This is a genomic window from Arthrobacter sp. Edens01, from assembly GCF_001307035.1.
In the GTDB taxonomy this organism is placed as follows: Bacteria; Actinomycetota; Actinomycetes; order Actinomycetales; family Micrococcaceae; genus Arthrobacter_B.
In genome coordinates this window covers 339,924-361,341 of sequence record NZ_LKIU01000005.1, presented here as the reverse complement: position 1 = coordinate 361,341, position 21,418 = coordinate 339,924, and the positions used below count along the sequence as shown (strand labels likewise).

General features: G+C 66.2%; 19 protein-coding genes. 9 read left to right on the top strand and 10 right to left on the bottom strand.

What is annotated here, in order from left to right:
* Positions 1-79: 79 nt before the first annotated feature.
* Positions 80-457, top strand: coding sequence for an ArsR/SmtB family transcription factor (locus tag AO716_RS07775; protein ID WP_055240363.1), 378 nt, complete (start codon positions 80-82; stop codon positions 455-457).
* On the opposite strand, the gene AO716_RS07770 is transcribed toward AO716_RS07775, so the two are convergent.
* Together AO716_RS07770 and ligA are read right to left on the bottom strand one after the other, a co-directional pair.
* Positions 454-1,254: an inositol monophosphatase family protein gene (locus tag AO716_RS07770; protein ID WP_055240362.1), complete on the bottom strand. Its 801-nt coding sequence runs from the start codon at positions 1,252-1,254 to the stop codon at positions 454-456. The genes AO716_RS07775 and AO716_RS07770 overlap by 4 nt on opposite strands.
* On the bottom strand, positions 1,251-3,497 hold the full coding sequence (gene ligA / locus AO716_RS07765; RefSeq protein WP_055240361.1) for an NAD-dependent DNA ligase LigA: 2,247 nt from the start codon (positions 3,495-3,497) through the stop codon (positions 1,251-1,253). The genes AO716_RS07770 and ligA overlap by 4 nt, the downstream gene beginning before the upstream one ends.
* A 174-nt stretch (positions 3,498-3,671) precedes the next feature.
* Here ligA and AO716_RS07760 point away from each other — a divergent pair, with 174 nt between their 5' ends.
* A complete protein-coding gene (locus AO716_RS07760) occupies positions 3,672-4,115 on the top strand; it encodes a YciI family protein (RefSeq protein ID WP_055240360.1) in 444 nt (147 codons plus the stop codon).
* Positions 4,116-4,119: 4 nt separating this feature from the next.
* Positions 4,120-5,409: an RNA polymerase sigma factor gene (locus AO716_RS07755; protein ID WP_082413428.1), complete on the top strand. Its 1,290-nt coding sequence runs from the start codon at positions 4,120-4,122 to the stop codon at positions 5,407-5,409.
* Here the strand turns inward: AO716_RS07755 and AO716_RS17255 are convergent.
* From AO716_RS17255 to AO716_RS07720, 7 genes are all read right to left on the bottom strand, one after another.
* Complete coding sequence (locus AO716_RS17255) at positions 5,406-5,633, bottom strand: hypothetical protein (protein WP_152969909.1); 228 nt, start codon at positions 5,631-5,633, stop codon at positions 5,406-5,408. The two genes, AO716_RS07755 and AO716_RS17255, sit on opposite strands and share 4 nt — an antisense overlap.
* A 289-nt stretch (positions 5,634-5,922) precedes the next feature.
* The gene (locus tag AO716_RS07745; protein ID WP_152969908.1) at positions 5,923-6,801 is read right to left on the bottom strand and encodes a hypothetical protein; all 879 of its coding nucleotides are present in this window, start codon (positions 6,799-6,801) and stop codon (positions 5,923-5,925) included.
* A 679-nt stretch (positions 6,802-7,480) separates the two neighbouring features.
* Entirely contained in the window at positions 7,481-7,963 is a 483-nt protein-coding gene (locus AO716_RS17250; protein ID WP_152969907.1) for a hypothetical protein, read from the bottom strand.
* Positions 7,964-7,965: 2 nt separating this feature from the next.
* Complete coding sequence (locus AO716_RS07735) at positions 7,966-10,821, bottom strand: hypothetical protein (protein ID WP_055240356.1); 2,856 nt, start codon at positions 10,819-10,821, stop codon at positions 7,966-7,968.
* Positions 10,822-10,873: 52 nt separating this feature from the next.
* Entirely contained in the window at positions 10,874-11,257 is a 384-nt protein-coding gene (locus AO716_RS07730; RefSeq protein ID WP_055240355.1) for a DUF6507 family protein, read from the bottom strand.
* Between the two features lie 3 nt (positions 11,258-11,260).
* Positions 11,261-11,566 carry a pore-forming ESAT-6 family protein gene (locus tag AO716_RS07725; protein WP_055240354.1) on the bottom strand — a complete coding sequence of 102 codons (306 nt, stop codon included), beginning with the start codon at positions 11,564-11,566 and terminating at the stop codon, positions 11,261-11,263.
* 38 nt (positions 11,567-11,604) lie between these two features.
* Positions 11,605-11,940, bottom strand: a complete 336-nt coding sequence (locus tag AO716_RS07720) for a hypothetical protein (protein ID WP_055240353.1) — start codon at positions 11,938-11,940, stop codon at positions 11,605-11,607.
* A 233-nt stretch (positions 11,941-12,173) separates the two neighbouring features.
* Here AO716_RS07720 and AO716_RS07715 point away from each other — a divergent pair, with 233 nt between their 5' ends.
* The 6 genes from AO716_RS07715 to AO716_RS07690 are packed head-to-tail and all read left to right on the top strand — an operon-like array spanning position 12,174 to position 20,359.
* Positions 12,174-12,578 carry a hypothetical protein gene (locus AO716_RS07715; RefSeq protein ID WP_055240352.1) on the top strand — a complete coding sequence of 135 codons (405 nt, stop codon included), beginning with the start codon at positions 12,174-12,176 and terminating at the stop codon, positions 12,576-12,578.
* Positions 12,554-13,900 carry a type VII secretion integral membrane protein EccD gene (gene eccD / locus AO716_RS07710; RefSeq protein WP_055240351.1) on the top strand — a complete coding sequence of 449 codons (1,347 nt, stop codon included), beginning with the start codon at positions 12,554-12,556 and terminating at the stop codon, positions 13,898-13,900. Before AO716_RS07715 ends, eccD begins: the two co-directional genes overlap by 25 nt.
* Positions 13,901-14,929: a MinD/ParA family protein gene (locus tag AO716_RS07705; protein WP_055240350.1), complete on the top strand. Its 1,029-nt coding sequence runs from the start codon at positions 13,901-13,903 to the stop codon at positions 14,927-14,929. It begins immediately after the preceding gene.
* Complete coding sequence (gene eccCa / locus AO716_RS07700) at positions 14,926-18,927, top strand: type VII secretion protein EccCa (RefSeq protein WP_055240349.1); 4,002 nt, start codon at positions 14,926-14,928, stop codon at positions 18,925-18,927. The genes AO716_RS07705 and eccCa overlap by 4 nt, the downstream gene beginning before the upstream one ends.
* A complete protein-coding gene (locus AO716_RS07695; protein WP_152969906.1) occupies positions 18,924-19,337 on the top strand; it encodes a hypothetical protein in 414 nt (137 codons plus the stop codon). The genes eccCa and AO716_RS07695 overlap by 4 nt, the downstream gene beginning before the upstream one ends.
* Entirely contained in the window at positions 19,337-20,359 is a 1,023-nt protein-coding gene (locus tag AO716_RS07690) for a DUF6177 family protein (RefSeq protein ID WP_055240347.1), read from the top strand. The genes AO716_RS07695 and AO716_RS07690 overlap by 1 nt, the downstream gene beginning before the upstream one ends.
* Here AO716_RS07690 and AO716_RS07685 read toward each other — a convergent pair.
* Positions 20,356-21,369, bottom strand: coding sequence for an RDD family protein (locus AO716_RS07685; protein ID WP_055240346.1), 1,014 nt, complete (start codon positions 21,367-21,369; stop codon positions 20,356-20,358). The two genes, AO716_RS07690 and AO716_RS07685, sit on opposite strands and share 4 nt — an antisense overlap.
* Between the last annotated feature and the right edge of the window lie 49 nt (positions 21,370-21,418).

Sequence of the window (21,418 nt, the reverse complement as noted above, 5' to 3'; positions counted from 1 at the left end):
CACAGCTAGGGTTCAGGCATCGAAGGGGCGCTTCAAACCGAAATTGGTTTCGCAGCCGCAATCTGTAAGGGAAGGGTTCATGGGATCCGCTACCGGCAAGGCTCCAGAAGACTCCGCAGCGCGCGCACTGGACGCAGTGGACGTTGCGGCGTGGTGTACCCGGTTCGAGTTGATCTCAGATCCCACGAGACTGCAGCTGCTGCTCTGCCTGCATTTCAGTCCCGGCATCACCGTGACCCGGCTGGCAGCTGCTTCGGGGGTTTCCCAGACGGTGGTAAGCCAGTCCCTGCGCCGGCTGCGGGACAGGGAATGGGTCCAGGCGGCCAAGGTGGGGCGTGAACACCGCTACCGGATTGTGGACGATTCCCTTCACCAGTTGCTGCACGTCATTGGGGCGCCGCATTCGGACCACAGCGATCAGCATTCACGCACACACGGCGTGCCGGGGCCTGCCTAAGCGGGCGGCACCAGCCAGGCCGTGGTCACGGCTGCCAGCCGCTCGGCGTCGTCCATTTTTCGGTCCGGCGAGCCGGGACGGCGAACCGTCAGGCCCGCTTCCTCGGCGATAAGCGCGCCGGCGGCGAAGTCGTGCTCGTTCAGTCCCCGCTCCACATAGGCGTCCAGTGTTCCGTCAGCCACCATGCACAGGTCCAGTGCCGCCGAGCCGAGCCGGCGCACGTCAGCGTAGCCGTCCATCAGGTCCGCGAGCGCTGCATACTGTTCGGTGCGCACCTCCGGTTCGTAGGAAAAGCCCGTGCCCAGCAGCTTGCCCGTCCGTTCGGGGTCCGGGCCGTGGAGCCGGCGCAGGCTCCCGTGCTCGGCCAGCCACGCGCCATGGCCCTTCGCTGCCCAGTAGACGCGCACCAGCGCCGGTGCGTGGACTACCCCGGCCAGCCACCCGCCGTCGGCGTTCACCGCGGCCACCGACGTGGCGTAGAAGGGAATGTTGCGGATGAAGTTGGTGGTTCCATCCAGCGGGTCCACCGACCAGCGGATGCCGGAGGGATCCTCGGGAACGCTGGCTTCCAGCTCTTCCCCGGTGACCGTGTCAAAGGGACGCATCCGGTTGATCACGTCCCGGACGGCGTACTCGGCCTCGGTGTCATAGGCGGTAACCCAGTCTCCGGAGGCTCCCTTGTTCTCGACGTGCAGCCCTGCCTCCGACCGTTTGGCCAGCACAGCGGCTCCGGCGGCGGCTGCCTGCCGGGCGACGTCGAGCAGTTCCAGCGGGTCAGGGGCGGGTGCTTCGGTCATGGCGTGGTTTCCTCGTCCTCTGCATTGTCTTCTGCGTTGTCCGCTGAATCCGAGTCCAGCGGTCCGCTTTCCAGCAATTGGCGGAACCCGTCTTCGTCGAGTACGGGAACTCCCAGCGACTCTGCCTTGTCCAGCTTGGTGCCGGCGTTCTCCCCCGCCACCAGATAGTCGGTCTTCTTCGAAACGGAGCCGGAGGCCTTGCCGCCGCGGGTGATGATCGCTTCCTTGGCTTCGTCGCGGCTGAAGTTCGGCAGGGTGCCGGTGACGACGATTGTGAGGCCTTCCAGGGTGCGGGGCTGGGATTCGTCCCGTTCATCAGCCATTCGGACGCCCGCACGGGCCCAGGAATCGACGATTTCAACGTGCCAGTCTTCGGCGAACCATTCCTCCAGCGCCGCGGCGATGGTCGGGCCCACGCCGTCCACGTGCGCGAGCTGCTCTTCGGTGGCTGCCCGGATGTTCTCCATGGAGCCGAACGCAGTTGCAAGGGCGCGTGCCGCCGTCGGGCCCACATGCCGGATGGACAGTGCCACCAGGACCCGCCAGAGCGGCTGGGACTTGGCCTTTTCAAGTTCTTCGAAAAGCTTACGGGTGTTGGCCGACGGCTCGGACGGCTTTTTGGCGGTTCCCTTGGTGTAGAAGTACGGAACCAACTCGGTACCGACTACTACGCCCTTGGTGCGTTTGGGCCGTTCGATCCGGACGTCGGCCAGGTCTTCGACCTTGAGATCGAACAGACCGGCCTCGCTGGTCAGCGGCGGGTTTTCGGGTTCGGCGGGCGAGGTCAGTGCGATGGCCGCTTCCCAGCCCAGGGCTTCAATATCGAACGCACCGCGGCCGGCCAGGTGGAACACACGCTCGCGCAGCTGGGACGGGCAGGAGCGGGCGTTGGGGCAGCGGATGTCGACGTCGCCCTCCTTCGCCGGCTTCAGCTCGGTGCCGCAGGAGGGGCAGTGGGTGGGCATCACGAAGTCGCGTTCGGAACCGTCGCGGAGTGCGGCGACGGGTCCCACGATTTCGGGAATGACGTCGCCTGCCTTGCGCAGCACCACGGTGTCGCCGATCTTCACGCCCTTGGCCTTCACCACGTCCTGGTTGTGCAGGGTGGCCATCTCCACGGTAGACCCGGCCACCTTTACCGGCTCCATGATGCCGTAAGGGGTGACCCGGCCGGTGCGGCCCACGTTGACCCGGATGTCCAGCAGCTTGGTGTTCACTTCCTCCGGCGGGTACTTGTACGCCACGGACCAGCGCGGCACCCGGGAGGTGTGGCCGAGCGCGCGCTGCAGCGCGAAGTCGTCCACCTTGACCACAATGCCGTCGATCTCATGGGCCAGGTCGTGCCGGTGTTCGCCGTTGACGGCAATGAACCCCAGGACCTCGTCATAGGTGTCCAGCACCTTGTAATAGGGCGAGGTGGGCAGGCCCCAGGCCTTGAGCAGCTCGTAGGTTTCGGACTGGCTGGCGGCTCCGAGGCCTTCCCGGGCGCCGATGCCGTGCACGTACATGCTCAGCGGGCGTTCCGCGGTGACTTTCGGGTCTTTCTGCCGCAGCGACCCGGCGGCAGCGTTGCGCGGATTCGCGAACGGCGCCTTCCCGGCGTCGACCATTTTCTCGTTGAGGCGGGTGAACTCCTTGGAAGGGATGAACACCTCGCCGCGGATTTCGACCTCGGAGGGAAGGTCCTCGCCCTCAAGGCGGCGCGGGATGGAGGCAATCGTGAGCACGTTGTGGGTGATGTCCTCACCGGTGGTGCCGTCGCCTCGGGTGGCGGCCCGGACCAGCTCGCCGTTGCGGTACAGCAGGTTCACCGCCAGGCCGTCGATCTTCAGTTCGGTCAGCCACCGGACCTTCGACCCCGGCGCGATGGACGCGATGGAGGCCTCGGCCCGCTTCACCCAGGCATCGAGCTCATCCAGCGAGAAGACATCTTCCAGGCTGTACATCCGGGAGAGGTGTTCCACCGGCGCGAACGCCGCGGATACTTCGCCGCCGACTTCCTGGGTGGGGGAATCGTTGGTCACCAGTTCGGGGTGGAGTGCCTCGAGCTTCTCGAGCCTGCGGTACAACTCGTCGAACTCGGCGTCGGAGACCAGCGGGGCGTCCTCGTTGTAGTACGCGAAGCGGTACTTCCGGACCTGGTCGGAAAGGGTCTCGTACTCTTCGCGCAGGCTGTCGCTGGGAGGGGTGTCCGTGCTGACGGCGTCGACGGCTTCTTCGGGGGATGTCTTGGCTGTGCTCACCTACCCAATCTTGCCGTATGTACGACGGCGGCGGGAGCTATGCGGGACCTGCCGGCTGCCGCGCGTCCCCGGCTCGAGAAATAAATTCCCAATGGCTGTCGATATCCGTGCGGCCCGTTCGACGGCATAGTAGGAGCAGCACGGAGCGCTCCCCCTAGAGATCAGGAGAATGCCATGAAATACATGATGATTATGCGGACCACTGATTCGGCCGTTGAAGCTTCCAAGGACATGCCGTTTGAAGAAATCATCAACGCCATGGGCGCCTACAACGAGTCGATGATCAACGCCGGCGTCCTGCTGGCTGGCGAAGGGCTGGCTGAAGCGACGGAGGACGCCAACTTCCTGGTGGACTTCGCCCAGGATCCCCCGCTGATCACCGACGGGCCGTATGGAGAGACCCACGAACTTTTCAACGGATTCTGGATCATCCAGGCTTCCTCAAAGGAGGAAGCTGTGGAGTGGGCCAGCCGGTGCCCGCTTGGCCCAGGCGCGAAGCTGGAAGTCCGGCGGGTAACCGATGCCTCTGACTTTGAGGACTTCGCTGACAACGAGTACATCCAGAAGGAAGAAGGCTGGCGCGAGCAGGAAGAGAAGCTGCGCGCAGAGAACCCCTAGCGCCATGGCGGATGCAGGTAGCGGGGTCCCGGCGGATGAAGAGACGGCTGGTGAGGAAGCGGCGGCCGCGGCAGTCCGCCACCGGATAGACGCCGTTTGGCGGATTGACGGTGCCGGGATTGTCGCGGCCCTGGCCCGTGCCACCGGGGATCTGGGTCTGGCGGAGGACGTTGCCCAGGAAGCAGCGGCTGAGGCGCTGGCCTCCTGGCCAGCTGGGGGCGTGCCGCGGAACCCGGCTGCGTGGTTGACCTCCGTCGCCAAGCGCCGCGCGATTGATGCCTGGCGGCGGGCGGAGCGTCTCGAGGAGCATTACGCGGATCTCGGCAGGGAGCTCCGGGACGAAGCCGCCCCGGCGTGGGATCCGCTGCCGGACGACGTCCTGAAGCTGGTTTTTGTTGCCTGTCATCCGGTGCTGTCCCGGGAAGGGCAGGTCGCGTTGACCCTTCGGATTGTGGGCGGACTGTCCACCGGGGAGATTGCCCGGCTGTTCCTGCTTCCGGTGGCCACGGTCCAGCAGCGGATCGTCCGGGCAAAGAAGACGCTGGCAGCGGCAAATGTGCCATTCGGTGTTCCGGAACCGAATGAATGGCGCGACCGGCTCGGCGGGGTGCTCGCGGTGATCTACCTCCTGTTCACGGAGGGATACGCTGCGTCCGCCGGACAGTCGTGGATGCGCCAGGACCTGGCAGCAGAGGCACTGCGGCTGGGGCGGCTGCTGTCCCGGCTCGTTCCGCAGGAGCCTGAGGCGCTCGCTTTGGTGGCCCTGATGGAGTTCCAGGCATCGAGGTTCCGTGCCCGAACCCGCGCGGACGGGTCCCCAGTGCTGCTCGACGAGCAGGACCGCACGCTGTGGGACCGAGCACAGATTGAGCGCGGAAGGGCTGCCATGGCCCAAGCTGATGCTCTGGGGCGGGGCCGCGGAAACTATGCGCTGCAGGCCGCGATCGCGCAGTGCCATGCAGTTGCCCCGAGTGTCGAGGGTACGAACTGGCGGCGGATCGTGCTGCTGTATGAGGCTTTGGGCCGGCTGTCACCGTCTCCTGTGGTGGAGCTCAACCGTGCGGTGGCGGTATCCATGGCGACCGGTCCGGCAACAGCTCTGGAGATGGTGAACCGGCTTGCTGCCACGGGTGCGCTCCGCGGCTCGCATCTGCTGCCCAGCGTGCGGGGTGAGCTGCTGTCCCGCCTCGGCCGGGTCGAAGAGGCACGGACTGAATTCAGTGCTGCTGCTGCGCTGGCGCGCAATGACCGGGAGCGGGAGGTTTTAGAGGGCCGCGCCGCTGGAATGCCTTAGCGCATCAGCAGATCGTGCTCGGTCAGAACGACGTCCGATAGGTCTTCCCAACGAAACTCTCCGTGGTACTCACCCGGTCCGGCGATAGTGATTTCCGGGATCTCTCCGCGGCGGATCTGGTCCTCTTTCGGGCCGCCATCGACAAAGGCATACACCGTCCCCTCGCGGTATTTTTGGATGCCTACCCCGAGCCCTTGCCAAGTTGCTAGCACTGAGATGTCCACCAACCGGTCCAACTCTCTTTCAGAGACTATCCGGGTCCAGGACAAGGGCCTGCCCCTGTCATCCGCATCATCAGACGGCTGCCACTGTTCCCCCGGGGATTCTTCGGCAGGCGTATAAAGAAACAAGCGTCCATGACCCAATGAGTTGGCCCGAAACCACTCACCCTGCAAGACGCCGTACATTCCCGGGACCCGCATTCCGTTGGGCAAGTATCGCTGTGCGCGCCGGTACTCTGGCTCGGGTGTCCTCTCCTCGCCTGTATCGGGAAGAGGTGGTACCAGCCGTAATCTAGTCACCGGGCCACCCCCGGAACGCCAGGGACGGCAACCGATTCTGGACCACCTGAACATCCTGCACCTGGGAGGCCGGCACCACTGTCCAATACACCCCGGCATCAGCCTTATTCAGCCCCAACGCCTCAGCCCGGTCCGCGTTATGCCCCGTATAGAACAACCGGTACACCTGCCCATCCTCCCCCTGGGCGGCATCCGTAATCCGGAACGGCTCACCCTGCCACGAACACGTCGCCAACAGCTCATAGAAGTCCTGGATCTCCCCCAGCCCCACCGTCCGGCGCCAGACCCCCTTCGGGGTCTGCTCAAAACCCTCCACCCCAGGATCCGACGCAGCCGCCACTTCAACGGACCGGCCTTCATTCACCAAATCAGCACGGAACACCTGCCCCTGCCACACCGCCGACCAGCCCATAATGTGCGAGGGGGTATGCGCACCAGGCCGGGAAATCCCCGAGGTATCGGACACACCCCAGCCGGTCGCCACCTCAAAATAGACCGCAATCAGTTCCTCGGGCTGCCCGGCCCGGATCCTCCACAGCTCAGCTCCCGGCGGAAGCGCACACTCATCCAGGAAATACACCGGCACCACACCACCGGACCACCCCGCGAACCCCGTCCCAGTAAACGGCGGACGGTCCACAAACTCCGGACCCGCAGCATCATGCACATAAACGGACAACGGCACCTGGAACCGCAGCACATCAACATACCCGGCACTCCGGTCCCACGGCGACCCCGGGAAATCCAGGCCATGAACGGCAAACAAGTCCTCCGGCGTCCGCGCATTCACCGCATCCCCGGCGTTCACCACAAACCCCGAAACCGTGTCCCGGTTACCACCCACCAGGAACTCAACCTGCGCCGGACTCAAAGCCTTCTGCAAAAAAACCAAATTCAGTCTCCCCCTTGTCATTGCCCCGCCCTCTCGCAGGGAGCACCTAGCCGGCATCCTTACGCCAGCGCACTACGGATTTGATGTCGTGGACCATCTCAGCGGGTAGCCAACCAAAAACACCTTGGCGAGACACACGTTCACTCTCAATGAAGGTTTGAAAGCCATGGTGTTCCATAAGGTCCATTTTTTCTTCGGTCCAGAAACCCCTGTCGGCTACTAGCGCCAGGTTCCCGTCAGCATCTTCCCCGACGATTTTCTACCTCTTTCACTGGCCTTAACTCACCGGAAGTTCGGATTGCGTGGATATCTTTCACTTCGTCGGGTCGGAACACCCAGCGTGTACGCGACTGCAGGCCTGGCAAAATCGTTTGGTTGGTCATGCTTCGTCCACCCGGACCCGGGGCTTTCACCTCCTTCTTGGACCAGATAGATAAGCCCGCGTATTGGTTCCGTCGACCGAAGTTCATATACGCGCCCATTCCAGGTGCCGTACTTGCCGGAGAGCCTTGTTCCATCGCTTGTCCACATGACTAGAGGCTAATCCACTTTCGTTTCAGGGCATCGTAGATACCAACCAGCGCCTCTCTGCCTTCCCTCCGCCCCGTCCCGCAATGGCATATTTCTTCGATTTGCAGTTCCGGGGTATGGATAGAGACTACTTGGAACCGCTTCTCTGATGGACCTCAGACTTGATATTGTGAACCATTTGTGCGGGAATCCACCCAAAAACTCCTTGGCGCCCCACAGGCTCACTATCCATGAACGTCTGAAAGTCGTATTTCTCCATCAAATCCATTTTTTCTTCCATGGAGAACCCTCCATCAGCCACAACCGCGAGGCAGCCTTTATCGTCCTCGGCAATAATTTCCACGGGTCGTCCAGGCCCTAACTCACCAAGAACACGCACGGAATGAATATCCGTGACCTCATTCGACGGAACTCTACGACGATGGGAGAATGGAGTTCTAGCAAAGCGATTAGGCAGGACTTGGGTATGCCAATCCGAGCCCGGCGAATCTCCGCCATCCTTTACCAGGGTCAATGTGCCATTCTGTGGGCGTATTGACCAAAGCTCTATTTCCTGTCCATTCCATGTCCCGTAGTTACCCGTAAGTTTTGTTCCATCCTTTTTCCACATATCTACAGGCTAATCCAACCACGCATGTCATCGAAAACGCCTACAAGCACTTCGTTGCCCTGTCTATCGATCCTCCACATTTCAGCACCGTTCTGCATTGGGACGCCACCATCTACCTTCAGTTCCGGGATAAGGGGAGTGTGTTCCACCCGGCTGGTGGGTGTGCCCCACCCGTTGTTCGGCCATTCAGCAGAATCACGCCGCGGGTGCCCGTCCTCGTGGATGAGGGCCGTCTCCCGTTCCCAGTCCGTATCCTGCAGCTCCCAGTCCCGAGTCGTGGAACTCCCAGCCGCTGCCCGTTCGGCTTCTCCAGTACGGTCCCGGCGCAGCTCCTCAACCCTGGCGTGGTTGGAACCATCGGGGATGACTATCTTTCCCCCGTTTTCCGCGTCGACAGAAAACCGCACGGCATAAACTTCCTGCGTTTCACCTGCCTTGAACGGCATGTTTACTGGTTGAATGGCAACACCGTCCCTATCGAGATACTTGTAGTCCAACCGCAGTCCGAGAATGATCTCGTCGACGGTTCGCAGGCCAGCTGTATCCGAGGCCTGGGAGATGAAACTTCCCATGGTGCCAGGGTAAGTGTCCGTACCAGCCATCACTTTGGCAGCGTCCTCGGCGGTCAAGATCTTCTGGAACGGCTGGCTCGTGTCACCACTGCCCAGCAGATGCCGGACGTCGTGCACCAGGATTGCCTGTGCATCGGTCAGGTCGTAGTAGTAGCGAGTCGGGATTCCCCGCAGTGCGTTCTCCAGCGGGCCGGCACCGGGGCGAACAGGTCCGCGGGTCTCGCCGTCGAAAGCCTTCTCCAGCAGGTCAGCAACCTGTGTCTCCACCACATGCGGCGGCAACTTACTGTCAGAACCGCGCAGCCCGTCCAGGGCCTGGAACTCGGACGGCGGAAGATGGGTCGCAAGGAAATCGTCGGTGTTCTTCCACGTCGCGGGATCCAGGGAACGCTGCAGCTGCGCAATCTGGTCGTTCCGGGTCGAGACAGTATGCGTGCGGTCCCCGAGGTCCACCTTCTCGACCCGGCCTTCAGCGTCGTAGTGCACAACGGGTTTGGGCGCAGGTGCATCCATGGCATCCGGCCCCTCAGCTGACGCGGACGAATCTGCGTCACCGTTCCGCGGGCCGCTGGCAGCGTCGTCAACCGCTGCAGCACCAGGCCGCACATCGTCGGCATCGCCCTTCGCACCCGGGCGGGCGTCGTCGACGTCCACGTGAGCCGCTGGAGCAGACGTTTCCGTGGTCCTGCCCGACGGCGTGTGGTCCTCCGGCACTGCATGCCCGGGCTTACCCGACGACGGCTCAGCACCACCAGTACCGTTGCCGCGCACCGGGGCATCCGGTGCGGATGACCGGCTAGTACCGGAGGACTCCGGCGCGTTCGTGCGCACCGGGGCATCCGGCGTCGTCGTCGAATGCGGGACCGTGGAACCGGCACCCGAACCGGCACCGGTGCGGGCCGGTGGAGTGTCGGGTGTGAAGGCCACGACGCGGGGGCCCGCCCCGCCGGCACCGGCCAGCGCCGGAGTCCCGAACCGGCCGTGGCCGGCGTTGGCCAGCACGGTATCCACCTTGTTCAGGGCTGAGTTCAGTGCCGCCCGGCCTGAGTCCAGCGCTGACTTGCTCGAATCGATCACGAACTGATCCGCCGCCTGCCACGCATCTCCGACCTTGCCGACGGTCACCCGGGAGGTATCCACCACCGTGGTGATGGCATTGATCTTGAACGCCTGCGCGGCGTCGGTGACCTTCACCGTCACCCCGGCCACCTTGCCGATACCGGTGGCATTCACCACGGCCGAGACCTTGCCCGAGGCATTGGCTACATCGCCGATCTTCCCCGCCACGGAACCGACCTTCGCCGTTGCACCGGCACCAGCCGTCAGCAGGATCGACGCCAGGTCGAACGACGTCGCACCGGCAGCGTATGCAGGATCGGTCTGCCACTCATCCCAGTGGATGGCAGCCTTGCCAACAGCCAGCAGTTCATCCCCCGCCTGCTGAACACGGTCACTGTTGCCACTGGCGTGCAGGGCAATCTGGACAACAGGGCTGGTCATGATGGCCAGGTTGACCGCGAGGTTACCCAGGCCCTTCCAGGTCTGTTCGAAGGCCTCCGCACCGCCGAGCCCAACCATGTTGCCGAGCCCCGTGACTGTGCCGGTTACGCCGCTCCAAACACCCTTGCCAAAGGAGGCAACGCCGTCCCAGGCGTCCCGGTACCAGGGTTTGTCCCATTCGGTGGGCTGTCCCCACGGAACGTTGCCCCCCACCGCTGCGGCGTCGAGCTGTTCCCCGCTAAAGCCGAACTCCACTTCACCGGTCCCGGCGCCTTCTTCGGTGGTCAGCACATACTTCGGGCCGCCGTAGATCGCGCTGATCGCGTTGGCGCAGACGCGCTGGGCTTCCTGCAGATCCGAATACAGGCGGTTGAGATCGCCGATGATGTTCTGCTCGGCCTGGATCAGGCCTTCGTCGTCATCCCAGTCGTCCTGGCTCCGGCCACGGGTACGGGAAAAGAAGTTGGCAGCGTCGGCTTTAACCGCGTCCAGCCGCAGCTTTAGGGCATCCACGGTGTCCGCGTAGGCAAGGACAGCTGTATCGACGGTGCCAACGTCCGAATCGAGATCTGCGGCGGAGGACGTAACCGGGCGGAAGGCGTTGAACACTACTTCGGAACCGGCAATGTCATAAACATCCGGTGACTGCAGATGTCCCCAGGCAGTAGCGGATTCCTCAGCGGTGTCCACGACGTCGCCGACGGCGCTCACCAGAGCCGCGGCCGCTGCGCGGATCACTTCCGGATCCGGCAGCACAGCCTCGAACGCTGCGATGTCGATGCTCAATGGTTTCCCCCGGTTTGAACTGGATACGAGTGCTGCTGGGCCTGCGGCTGGCCTAGACGGCCTGCGGTCCAGGCCCGTAGTGGGCTGCAGGTTCCGGCGCCGGCGGCGGAGCGTCCGCCGCAGACTGTGCGGCACGCATGGACGCTTCGCGGGCATCGGCGGCCATCTGCGCGTCGGATTCGAGCAGGATGGCCAACACGTTGTTGACCGCGTTCACGGCGTTCGAGGAGCGTCCGGCAATGTTCGTGAAGGCCGGGTTGATCAGCTTCTCTGTGAGGGCTCCCAGTTCAGCGGCCACCGGCTCAGCCATGCAGGCCGTGGCCAGCTCACTGATCTTCTCCCCCACGGCAGCGAATTCGGCACCGTATTCCTCCAGCAGGGGTGCTACCTGCTGGAGGACTCCCGATACGGCGCCGGGGTTGACGTTGTAGCTCACCGGCTAGCCAATGTTCTGGACAGCGCTCCTGGCGCGGGAGCCGGCGCTGGACGCGGTCTGGTCGTTGAGGTTCAGCGTCTGCTTGACCAGGGCAATGATGTTGCGGGTCTCGTTGGCGGCGTTGCGGAAGCGGTTCTCCACCGCCTGGTACTCCTCGGAGACGCCGTCGGCCTGGAAATCGGACATGGCCGCGTTCACGGCTTTCTCGCGTTCGCCGATCAGGGACTCAAGGCGGGCAACAATGGCCTGGATGTCTCCCTGTACGGCAGCGGAAGTATCGGTGTCATAGCTCAAACGGTCCTGGGACATGGCAATTCCTTCTCTAAGACTGTGTAAAAGGGCGGGAGTTAGCGTGAGGAGCCGAAGCGTGCGGCATCAAAGCTGGCCGCGCCCTGCTGCTGGGCTGCGTTGTCCGCTGACTCCTGGTCGCCCATCTGGAAGGAACGGTCCATTTCCGACTGGCCCATCAGGATCGCCGACAGCGAGCTGTTGAGCTCGTTGGCAATCTCATCGGTGCGGGCCTTGAACTCATCGAAGCGGACCCGGCCCTGGCCGTTGAACTTGCCCTGGAGCGGGGTCACGGCGTCCATGAGGTTGCGGACCAGCTGGCCCAGGTCCTCATTGGAGTGTCCCGTCTGCTGCGTCAGTGTGCCGAGGGTCGAGGACCCCATATCGAATTTCATTCGTCTACCACCTCCGGCACCTGCGTGCCAATCGTCCGGTCATTCCCCCCGCTGCCGTCCTGCGACCGCCCAAAGCGGCCCGGCTTCCGCGCGGTACCCCCTTATACAAGCCGCACTTCCTGAGCCCCGCAATGGGGAGAACTACCCATGTGGATAACCGCCCGGCGCCGCCGGGAATAGGGCCGGGGCATGTAAGGATATGTAGCGTACTTGTGATTGGGGGAACATGCATCATGGCAAGCGACTACGACAACCAGCTCATTGAGTCCGTTGCTGTCCGCCGAAACCGGCTGCTCACAGCCCTGCTCTACGGGGGAAACCCCAACGAACGCCGCTGGGCGGACACCGTGAAGCTGTTCCTGTTCAGCGTTGCCGTGGCGGCCCTAATCGCAGCTGTCTGCGTCGGCTACTCGTTCGTCACGAACCTGCTCGAGCAGAACCGGGCCAAGCAGCAACAGCAGCAGCAGCAGCAGCAAAGCACCGCAGCAGGTCCCCTGATCGACGGCGGGAGCGCAGCAGGTGCCGCCGGCGGCAGTCCGGTCACCAAACACACAAGCGTCACCGAACACACAATCATCGATCACCTGAGCCACGAGACAGGAGCCTGGCAGCCATGGCGCATGCCTACACACGGGTAACGCTGGTGGGCCGGCAGCGTCATCTGGATCTGCTGCTGCCCTCGGACCAGCCGGTGGCGGCGCTCATGCCGCAGGTGCTGGATCTCCTGGGCGATGAACCCGCCGCGGACGTGGCCGCCAAGGTCCTCGTCACCCCGGACGGCTCCGAGCTCACTCCCACGGACACCCTTGCCCAGGCCGAGGTGCTCGATGGCACCGCACTTCAGCTCTGCAATGCTTCCGAGGCCCCGCCCGCTCCGGTCGTCTACGACGTCACCGACCTGGTCGTCGCCGAAACCGAGGCAGTTCGCGGCCGATGGACCAGGACCTGGAAAAACGCCACCGCCGGTATCTTTGCAGCAGCCGGTCTCTGGGCAGGTGCCGAACTGATCATCGCGGCGGTCGCTCCGGAGGCAGCCTGGTGGCTGCTCGCCGCGATCTCAGTGCTGGCCGCGGCCGCAGGCATCCTGGTCTGCCGCCGCAGCCCCTCCTCTCCCGCAGGGCCCGCCGCCATTGGGGCCGCCTGGCTGGCCGGACTGGGCTCCGCCCTTCATGCAGCCGGATTCCTCGGCGGGACCGACGGCGACTACGCGCGCGCCGGACTGCTTCTCGCCGGGTCCACCACGGTGACGCTCCTGGCCCTTGGTGCGGCGAACCGCCGGCCCAAGGCCATGTACACCGGCGCACTGGCAACAGCTCTTACTGCAGCGGTCTGGAGCGCCTCGGTGGTTCTCACCGGCACAGCTGTCCAGGCAGCAGCCCTCGCCGGGATCGCCAGCGTACTGCTGCTCGGTCTGCTCCCCGGCCTGGCTCTCGCCGCTTCCGGCTTGGCGGCGCTGGATGACCGCAGGGCCAAGGGCGGCCAGGTGGGACGCCCGGATGCCCTCGAGGCCGTCGCCTCGGCGCACGGCGGACTGGTAGCCGGCACCGCGGCCGCCGCAGCTTCCGCAGCCCTCGCGCTGTGGACCCTCGGCACGGATACAGCCCAGCAGGCCTGGTCGCTGCCGCTGCTCGCAGTGCTCACCCTGGCGGTATTCCTGCGTGCCCGGGCCTTCCCACTGGCCCCGGAACGGCTGGCACTCTACGCTGCCACCGCCGTCGGGCTGGCGGCCCTCGTGGCCGGCAGCAGCCGCTGGTTCACGGACCAGCCCTGGGCCACCGGGGTGGTTGTGCTGGTGCTCACGGCCGCTGTCTGGATCGCATTGTCCCTGAACCTTCCCGACCATGCCCAGGCGAGGTTCCGGCTGGCGGCAAAGCGGCTGGAAACCCTCGCGATCCTTGCCTCCGTCCCGCTCGCGGCCGGAATGTTCGGTATCTTCGCGCAACTGCTGGAGAGCTTCTAGATGACACAGATAACTCCCGGGAACGGTTTCGGGGCGCCTGCCGCAGCCCAGGGCGACGGCTTTGAGTCCACGCCCCAGCGACTGCGGCGCACGCTGCGCACCCGCCCGGCGGAAGGACCCGCACGCCGGCTGCTGCTGCAGGCGGCGGACATGTTCCGCGGGGACGACTACCCGCAGTCCCTCGCAGAAGCCGCTGCCGGTGTGCAGCGTCCAGTGACAACCGGCCGGCGGATCGCGGTGACGGGTTTCCGCGGCGGTGCCGGACGGACCACGGCCGCAGCCCTGCTGGCACGCACCTACGCGTCCCTGCGCACCGACGCCGCAGCAGCGGTTGACCTGGCTGAAGCCGGAACGCTCGCGCTCCGCCTTGCGGCACCGCAGGCCCCCTCCCTGGACGCCGCGGCAGCCCGCCTGGCACGCACCATCCCCGGTTCGCTCGCCGAGGTGCGGAACGTCGTGGCCTCCCCCGGGCCGGACAACCTGCTGGTTACCGGGCGGCGGTCCGCTGCGGGAACCCAAAAAGCCACGGACGACGACGCCACCCATCTCTCCCGGGTACTCTCCAGGTATTGCCCGGTCACCCTCTTTGACTGCCCGGCGGGCCTCGGATCCGACGCCGTTCACTGGGCCCTGGCCGAATCCCATCTGGCCCTTTTCGTCACTCCGGCCAGCGTGGCCGGAATCGACGATGCCGGGCAGGCCGCCGAGCTCTGGCGCACCAACCAGGCCCTGGCACAGGTGCCCCTGCTGGTGCTGCTCACCCGTTCCTCCCGCAGCCCGTTCAAGCCCGTGGCCGAAGCCCGCAGGCTCGCCCGTTCCGGGATAGACACCGCAGTGCTGGACTATGACGCCCATCTGGCCGCCGGCGTCGAAATCCAGCCCCGCCTGCTGTCCCGCGCAGCGCGCCTGCAGTCCGCCGAACTGGCTGCCCGGGTACTCGCGGCTGCGTCTTCCGCGCCCGGCCGGCCCGGAAAGCCCGCCGCCGCCAGGCAAGCCGAAACCGGTTCCGGGAGGAGGGCCCGGGTATGAGCGTGAAACTGCTGCACCGCCCCGCCCGCACCACTCCGCCGGCCCGCAGCATGGAAGCGTTCACCCTGGACGCGCCGCCGCAGATCGAGGGCGGCAAGGGCGGGATGAACATGATGTCCCTGGTGCCGCTGCTCGGCGCCGGCGTCTCCATGACCGTGATGATGCTCTTCCGCGGCTCGCCGCTCGCTGCCGTCGGCGCGCTCATGATGATCGTGACCATCCTCGCCTCGATCGTGATGATGGTCAGCCAGCGCGGGAAACAGGGACGCGCCCGCCGGGAACAGCGGGAGAACTACCTCGAGTACCTGGAGCGCTGCCGCACCACGCTCCGGGTCCAGGAACAGGAGGCAGCCGCTGTCGCGCGTGCGGCCAACCCGCCGCCCGAGGCGCTCTTCGACATCGTCCGCAACCACCGCCGGGTCTGGGAACGCCGCCGGCATAACGAGGACTTCCTCCGCACCAGGATTGGCACCGGCACCCGGAGCAACCGGGAAATCACGATCATGGATTCGGGGTCGGCACTGGCCCGCGATGATACCTTCATGACCGCCGAGCTGCAGATCCTCAAGCGGCGCTACGAGGCGAGCCCCGACCTGCCGGTCACCGTTCCGCTGGACGGCGCCGGAACGGTCAGCGTGGTCGGCTCCCGGGAATTCGTGCTCCAGGTCTCGCGCCTGCTGCTGCTCCAGTCCGCGGCGTTCTCCTCACCCGAAGACCTGCACCTGGCGGTGGTCTCCCCCGAACAGACCCGCGCAGACTGGGAGTGGGCCACCTGGCTCCCGCACCTGGCGGACCAGGACAAAACCCACCGCACCGGTCCCGTCCGGCGGATTGCGCCCAGCATGGACACGCTGGCCGACCTGGTCCAGGACGATCTCTCCCGCCGCTCCAACATGGCCGCTGAGGCCCGAAAGAACTTCCTGCGCGGCGGAATCGGCTCAGCACTCCCGCGCCTGCTGGTGGTTTCGGACAGCTACGGGACGCTGCCGTCCGAGCTGCCCTTACCGGACCGGCAGGCCGCTCCGGGCCAGCTGGGCATCACCACCCTCCACCTTGCTGGAGACAGAGGACAGGAGCCGGGGGAAGTAGCTGTCCGCATCTCTGAAACCGACTCCGGGTTCCTGCTGGAGAACTACCGCGAAGATCCGGTCCAGCCGCGCCTGGATACCGGCACACTGGATTCACTTCCCGTGGCGCTGGCCGAGTCACTCGCCCGGACCCTGGCTCCGCTGCGGCTCTCCCCCGATTCCCTGGAACACGAGAGCACCGGCAGCTCCGAAGGATTCCTGGACATGCTTGGCCTCTCCCCCCAGCTGGATGAAGCAGACATCCGCAGGCTCTGGCAGCCGCGCAGCGAGGTGGACTTCCTCCGGGTACCGCTCGGGGCTGACGACCGCGGCCGTCCCGCGCTGCTGGACCTGAAGGAATCTGCCCAGTTTGGCCACGGTCCGCACGGCCTCTGCGTCGGTGCCACCGGCTCCGGCAAGTCCGAAATGCTGCGCTCCCTGGTGGTCGGCCTGCTGGCCACACATCCACCGGAACTGCTGGCCATGGTCCTGGTGGACTACAAGGGCGGCGCCACGTTCGCGCCGTTCGCCGACGCGCCGCAGGTCACCGGCGTCATCACCAACCTTTCCGACGATGTCAGCCTCATCGAACGCGTCTACGCCAGCCTGTCCGGCGAAATCCAGCGCCGCCAGGAAGTCCTCAAGGACGCCGGCAACCTGGCCAACATCACCGACTACCAGCTGCACCGCAAACACCGGCAGGGCCAGGGCGAAGAGCTCCCGCCGCTGCCGCACCTGGTGGTCATCATCGACGAGTTCGGCGAGCTGCTCACCGCACGCCCGGACTTCATCGAACTCTTCCTTTCCATTGGCCGCATCGGGCGGTCCATCGGCGTGCACCTGCTGCTCTCCAGCCAGCGGATCGAAGGCGGCAAGCTGCGCGGCCTGGACACCTACCTCTCCTACCGGATCGGCCTGCGGACCCTTTCCGAATCCGAATCAAGGACCGTCCTGGACACTCCGGACGCCTTCCACCTTCCGCCCGTGCCGGGCTTCGGATACCTGAAGGTGGATACCACCACCTACACCCGGTTCAAGGCCGGGTACGTCTCCGGTCCGCTGGAAGATGCAGCGGCCCCCGCAGAGCAGGACGTGGACGAACAGCCGCCGGTCCTTGAAGTTCCCCGCTACGCGGCGTCGCTGGAGTCCTCCCGGGACGGCGGCGCTCCGGCGCCGGCCTCGACGTCGTCATCCAAACGCACCACCGGACCCACCGTGCTGTCCACGCTCATGGACACCCTGGCCCGCTTCCCGCGCGCCGTGGACCCGATCTGGCTGCCGCCGCTGCCCCGTGGCCTTGCCCTGGACACCGCGGCCGGCGGAGTGCTCACCACCAGCCAGGGCCTGCGGCTGAACGCCGGCGGGAACCTCTCCATTCCCATTGGCCTGCTGGATGACCCGGCGAAGCAGTGGCAGGGCATCTGGAACCTGGACCTGGCTGCCAACGGCGGGAACGCCGCCATTGTGGGCGGGCCCTCGACCGGCAAGAGCACCGCGCTGCGCACCATCGCGGCATCGCTCGCCCTGACCCACACGCCGTCCGAAGCCGGTATCTACGCCGTGGACCTGCTCGGCAGCTCGCTGCTCCCGCTGGAAGGACTCCCCCACGTGGGAGGGGTGGCCGTGCGCACCAACCGGGAAGTTGTCCGACGGACCGTGGACGAGGTACTGGGCATGCTCACCCAGCGCGAACGGATCTTTGAGAAGCACCAGATCGATTCGCTCGGAACACTGCGCACCCTGCACGCCCAGGGCCGGATTCCCGAGCTTCCCAGCGCGGACATTGTGCTGCTGGTCGACGGATACGGGCAGCTCTCCGACGAGTTCGAGGACATCGAAAAGTCCGTCCACGCCTTGATCTCCCGCGGCGGCGGCTACGGCATCCACGTGGTGGTCACCTGCTCGCGCATGAATGAAATCCGGATTGCGCAGCAGAGCTTCTTTGGGAACCGGATCGAGCTGCGCCTGGCCGATCCCGGCGAATCCGCGCACGGCCGCAAGCTAGCCGAGGCCCTGAGTCCCGGTACACCGGGCCGGGCACTGACCGACCGCAAACTGCAGGGCCACATCGCCCTGCCGCGGATCGACGGCGACCCGGATGAGGGCTCCGCAATCCAGGGCACACGGGATCTGGTGGCAGCCGTAGCCGCCTCCACCGACGGCCGGGCGATGGCGGTCCGGGTGCTTCCTGCCGTCGCTCCTGCGGATCCCGCAGCGGTACCGTCCGTTCCGGGCCTGGTGCCGCTGGGACTGCGGGAAACCGATCTGGGCACCGAGAACCTGGATCTCCAGGGCCGCGAGCACCACCTGGTGGTCATGGGCGATGACGCCTCAGGCAAGTCCAATGTGCTTCGAAGCGTGGTTCGCACCCTCGCCGCCCAGCACACCGCCGAGAACATCGTTTTTGCCGTCTTCGACCCCCGCCGTGCCCTGGCCGGCGAGGTCCAGGAAGACTATCTGGGCGGCTACGCGACCAGCGCGGCACTGGCCGAGAAGCTGGCCGCCGCCGTCGCCTCCGAGCTGGAGAAGCGGGTGGGGGCCTCCCCCGAGGAGGTCGCGGCAGCCCCGCGCGTGGTCCTGGTGATCGACGACTACGATGTGCTGACTGCGGGCGGTTCCTCACCGCTCGCGCGGCTGACCCCGTATCTGCCCCTTGCACCGGAGATCGGGCTGCACGCAGTGCTGTCCCGCCGGGTGCGGGGCGCCAGCCGCGGCATGTACGAATCCTTCTTCACCGCGCTGCGGGACTCCGGCAGCGCCGCCCTGATCCTCTCCGGCGACCGGACCGAGGGCGGCCTCATCAACGGTGTCCGCGCCCGCACGCTGCCGCCCGGCCGGGCCCAGCTGATCCAGCCCGGACGTCCGGTGCAGATGCTCCAGCTGTTCCTCAATGATCCGGCCAGCGCTGTGGCACCCGTGGGTGGCCAGTGAGCGCGCGTTGGGTGGTGGTCAGCACCGGCGAACCGGACCGCCGCACCGTGGTCCAGGCCCTGGCCGAAACCATGCCGGAGAAGAGCATGCGGGAGGCCGCTGCCGGGGAGGTCCTTGAAATTCTGGACGGGGACAGCGTCCCGCTGGCCGTGGAACTCCCCCGCCTCATTCAGCTGCCGGGCGAGATCCTGCGGCTGCACCCCGGCGCAGAGGTCAGCGCACCGGCCGGATCCTCTATTCCGGAGTTCTTCACTGCCGAGGGAACCGGATCCGATGCACCGCTGTGGTGGCTCGAGGTCTATGCCACCGGCGGGGTGCCCGACGGCGGCAGGCTGGCTGACGCGCTCAGCCACGCGTTGGCGCGGCTGACCGGCGGCGTGGTCCTCATGCCTGACGGGGTGCGGTCCTGATGCACGACTCTGCGTACGATTTCCTCACTGCATCCACCGCGATGGTTTTCTGTGACCAGCCGGTGGCTGCCCTGAGTCCCTGGCTCGCCCGGGCCCACGCCGGAGCGGTCGAGTCCGGCCGCCGCTTTGTTCTGCTGACTCCTTCCGCTTCCTCCCTCACGCTTCCGCTGTCCGCCCTCTTCGACGGCGACAGTGCGTCCTGGATGGCAACCGGCTCCGACGGCGGGTTCTTCGACGCCGTGACCGGCCAGGCCCAGACCTGGGACGGCGGCACCCTGCAGCCCGCCGGAACTGTGGCGGACGATTTCCTCGCCGCGGAACGGAGCCCCAGCGCGTACTTCCACGTCCGCGCCGGTGTGCTGCACCCGGCGTCGCTGTCCACCCGGGCCGGAACGTTCACCGAACGCGTCTTTGAAGCTGTCACCGGAACTTCGCCCGTGGGCTGGGGACTGTATGAACCGGTAAGCGAAACATGGGACGCCGCTGCCTTCTCCGACTACTGCTACGGCCGTGCGCCGCTGCCCAGCCGTCTGGTTGTCCTGGGTTCCGCACCCGGCGCCCCCGGCAGTCCTGGGTTGGCGGCAGGATCTATCGCCGTCGTCACCGTGGAGCGCACCCGTTCCGGTGTGGTGGAGAGCGTCGAATTGCTGGCCGGCGCCCGGGCCCCTCTCGATGACGCTGGGCTGGACACCTTCCTCGCGGCCATGCACCGTGCCCGGGCGCGTACGGCAGTGCTGGCCTACGGCCTCGGATACCGCGATCTGCTGCGCCCGGCCCGGTTCACCGGAACTGCTGTTCCCGGTGCAGCGCTCTTTGGTCCGGAAGCCCTCGCCGGTCGACCTGCTTCATCCGCACTGGCCTCAGCCGGTCCCCGTGCGAAGCTCATCGGCACCGCACCGGCCCAGTCCCTCGGCGTGCGCTACGCCTCCGAACCGGTGCCAGGCGAACCGCACCCGCTGGAGGCCTACGCGCAGCTCGCTGTGGAGCTGGCGCCCGAGCCGCGGCGCCCCGTCAGGGACTAGCCGACGGTGAAGTGGCGGTCACCAAAGTAGACGGTACTGCCCGACGGCGCGAGCACGGGGCTGTGGGCGGCCAGTGCTTCGTGCCGGCCGTCCGGAGCCACGATCGAGCTGCCGTTGGTGGAGCCCCGGTCTGTGATCCACAGCCCGGTTGAACCGTCTGACTGCAGGTGCAGGTGGGTCTTGGACACGGACCGCCCCATATCCGCGAAGTCGATCAGCTGGTTCACTTTTTCGCCGATGGCAGGCGCGGGGTTGCGGCCCAGCAGTGCGGTGCCGGTGACCCGGACGGCGGCGCCGTCGTCGAACACCAGGCGGCAGCCGGTCCCCTGCCCGCGGGAGACGATACGGGTCAGTTCAACGTCTTCTTCCTCTTCCGGTGCAGCACTGCTCACCGCTGTCTGCGTTGCGGCTGCGCCTACTCCGGGCACACTGCTGATGGGAGCTGCTGGCCCAGCCGGTGCGGCAGGCGCCGGCGTCGAAGGTCCAGGCACCCAGCCGGTGGCCGGCGCTGCGGTCGGGGCTGGTACGGCGGCCGGGACCGGTGCCGGGGCTGCTGCACCGGCCCAGCGTCCGCCGGTCAGAAGCGGATCGCGGCCGGCCCGGATGTCGACCACGAGTGTACGGGCGGCCTTGTCATGCCAGCCCTGGCGGCGGGTGGGATGGTCCCAGAGGTTGGAGACCGTCATGATCCAGGGGCCCACCACTGTGAGGGCTGAGACGGCAAGGAGCAGGTTCCGTACCAGGACGGCAGCAAAGCCCGGAGCCAGGCCGTCTTCATTTACGGTCCGAAGCCCCAGGACCCGGTTACCTGGAGTCTGCCCGCTGCCTGCTTCCCACAGCCAGGTCCAGGCCAGGTATGCCGCAGCGCCGGCAGCGCACAGCCCAACGGCCAGCCGGCCCGGAACCAGCACTGCGACCAGCGCGAGAACCACCAGTGGCACGCTGTCCACCGCACGGGCTGCCAGCCGCTGGCCTGCCGTGGCGTTCACAAGATTCGGGTTGGTCACCATTGCCTCTTCGTTCCTAGCGTCATTTCTCTCCGCGTGCCCGGGGTGGGAA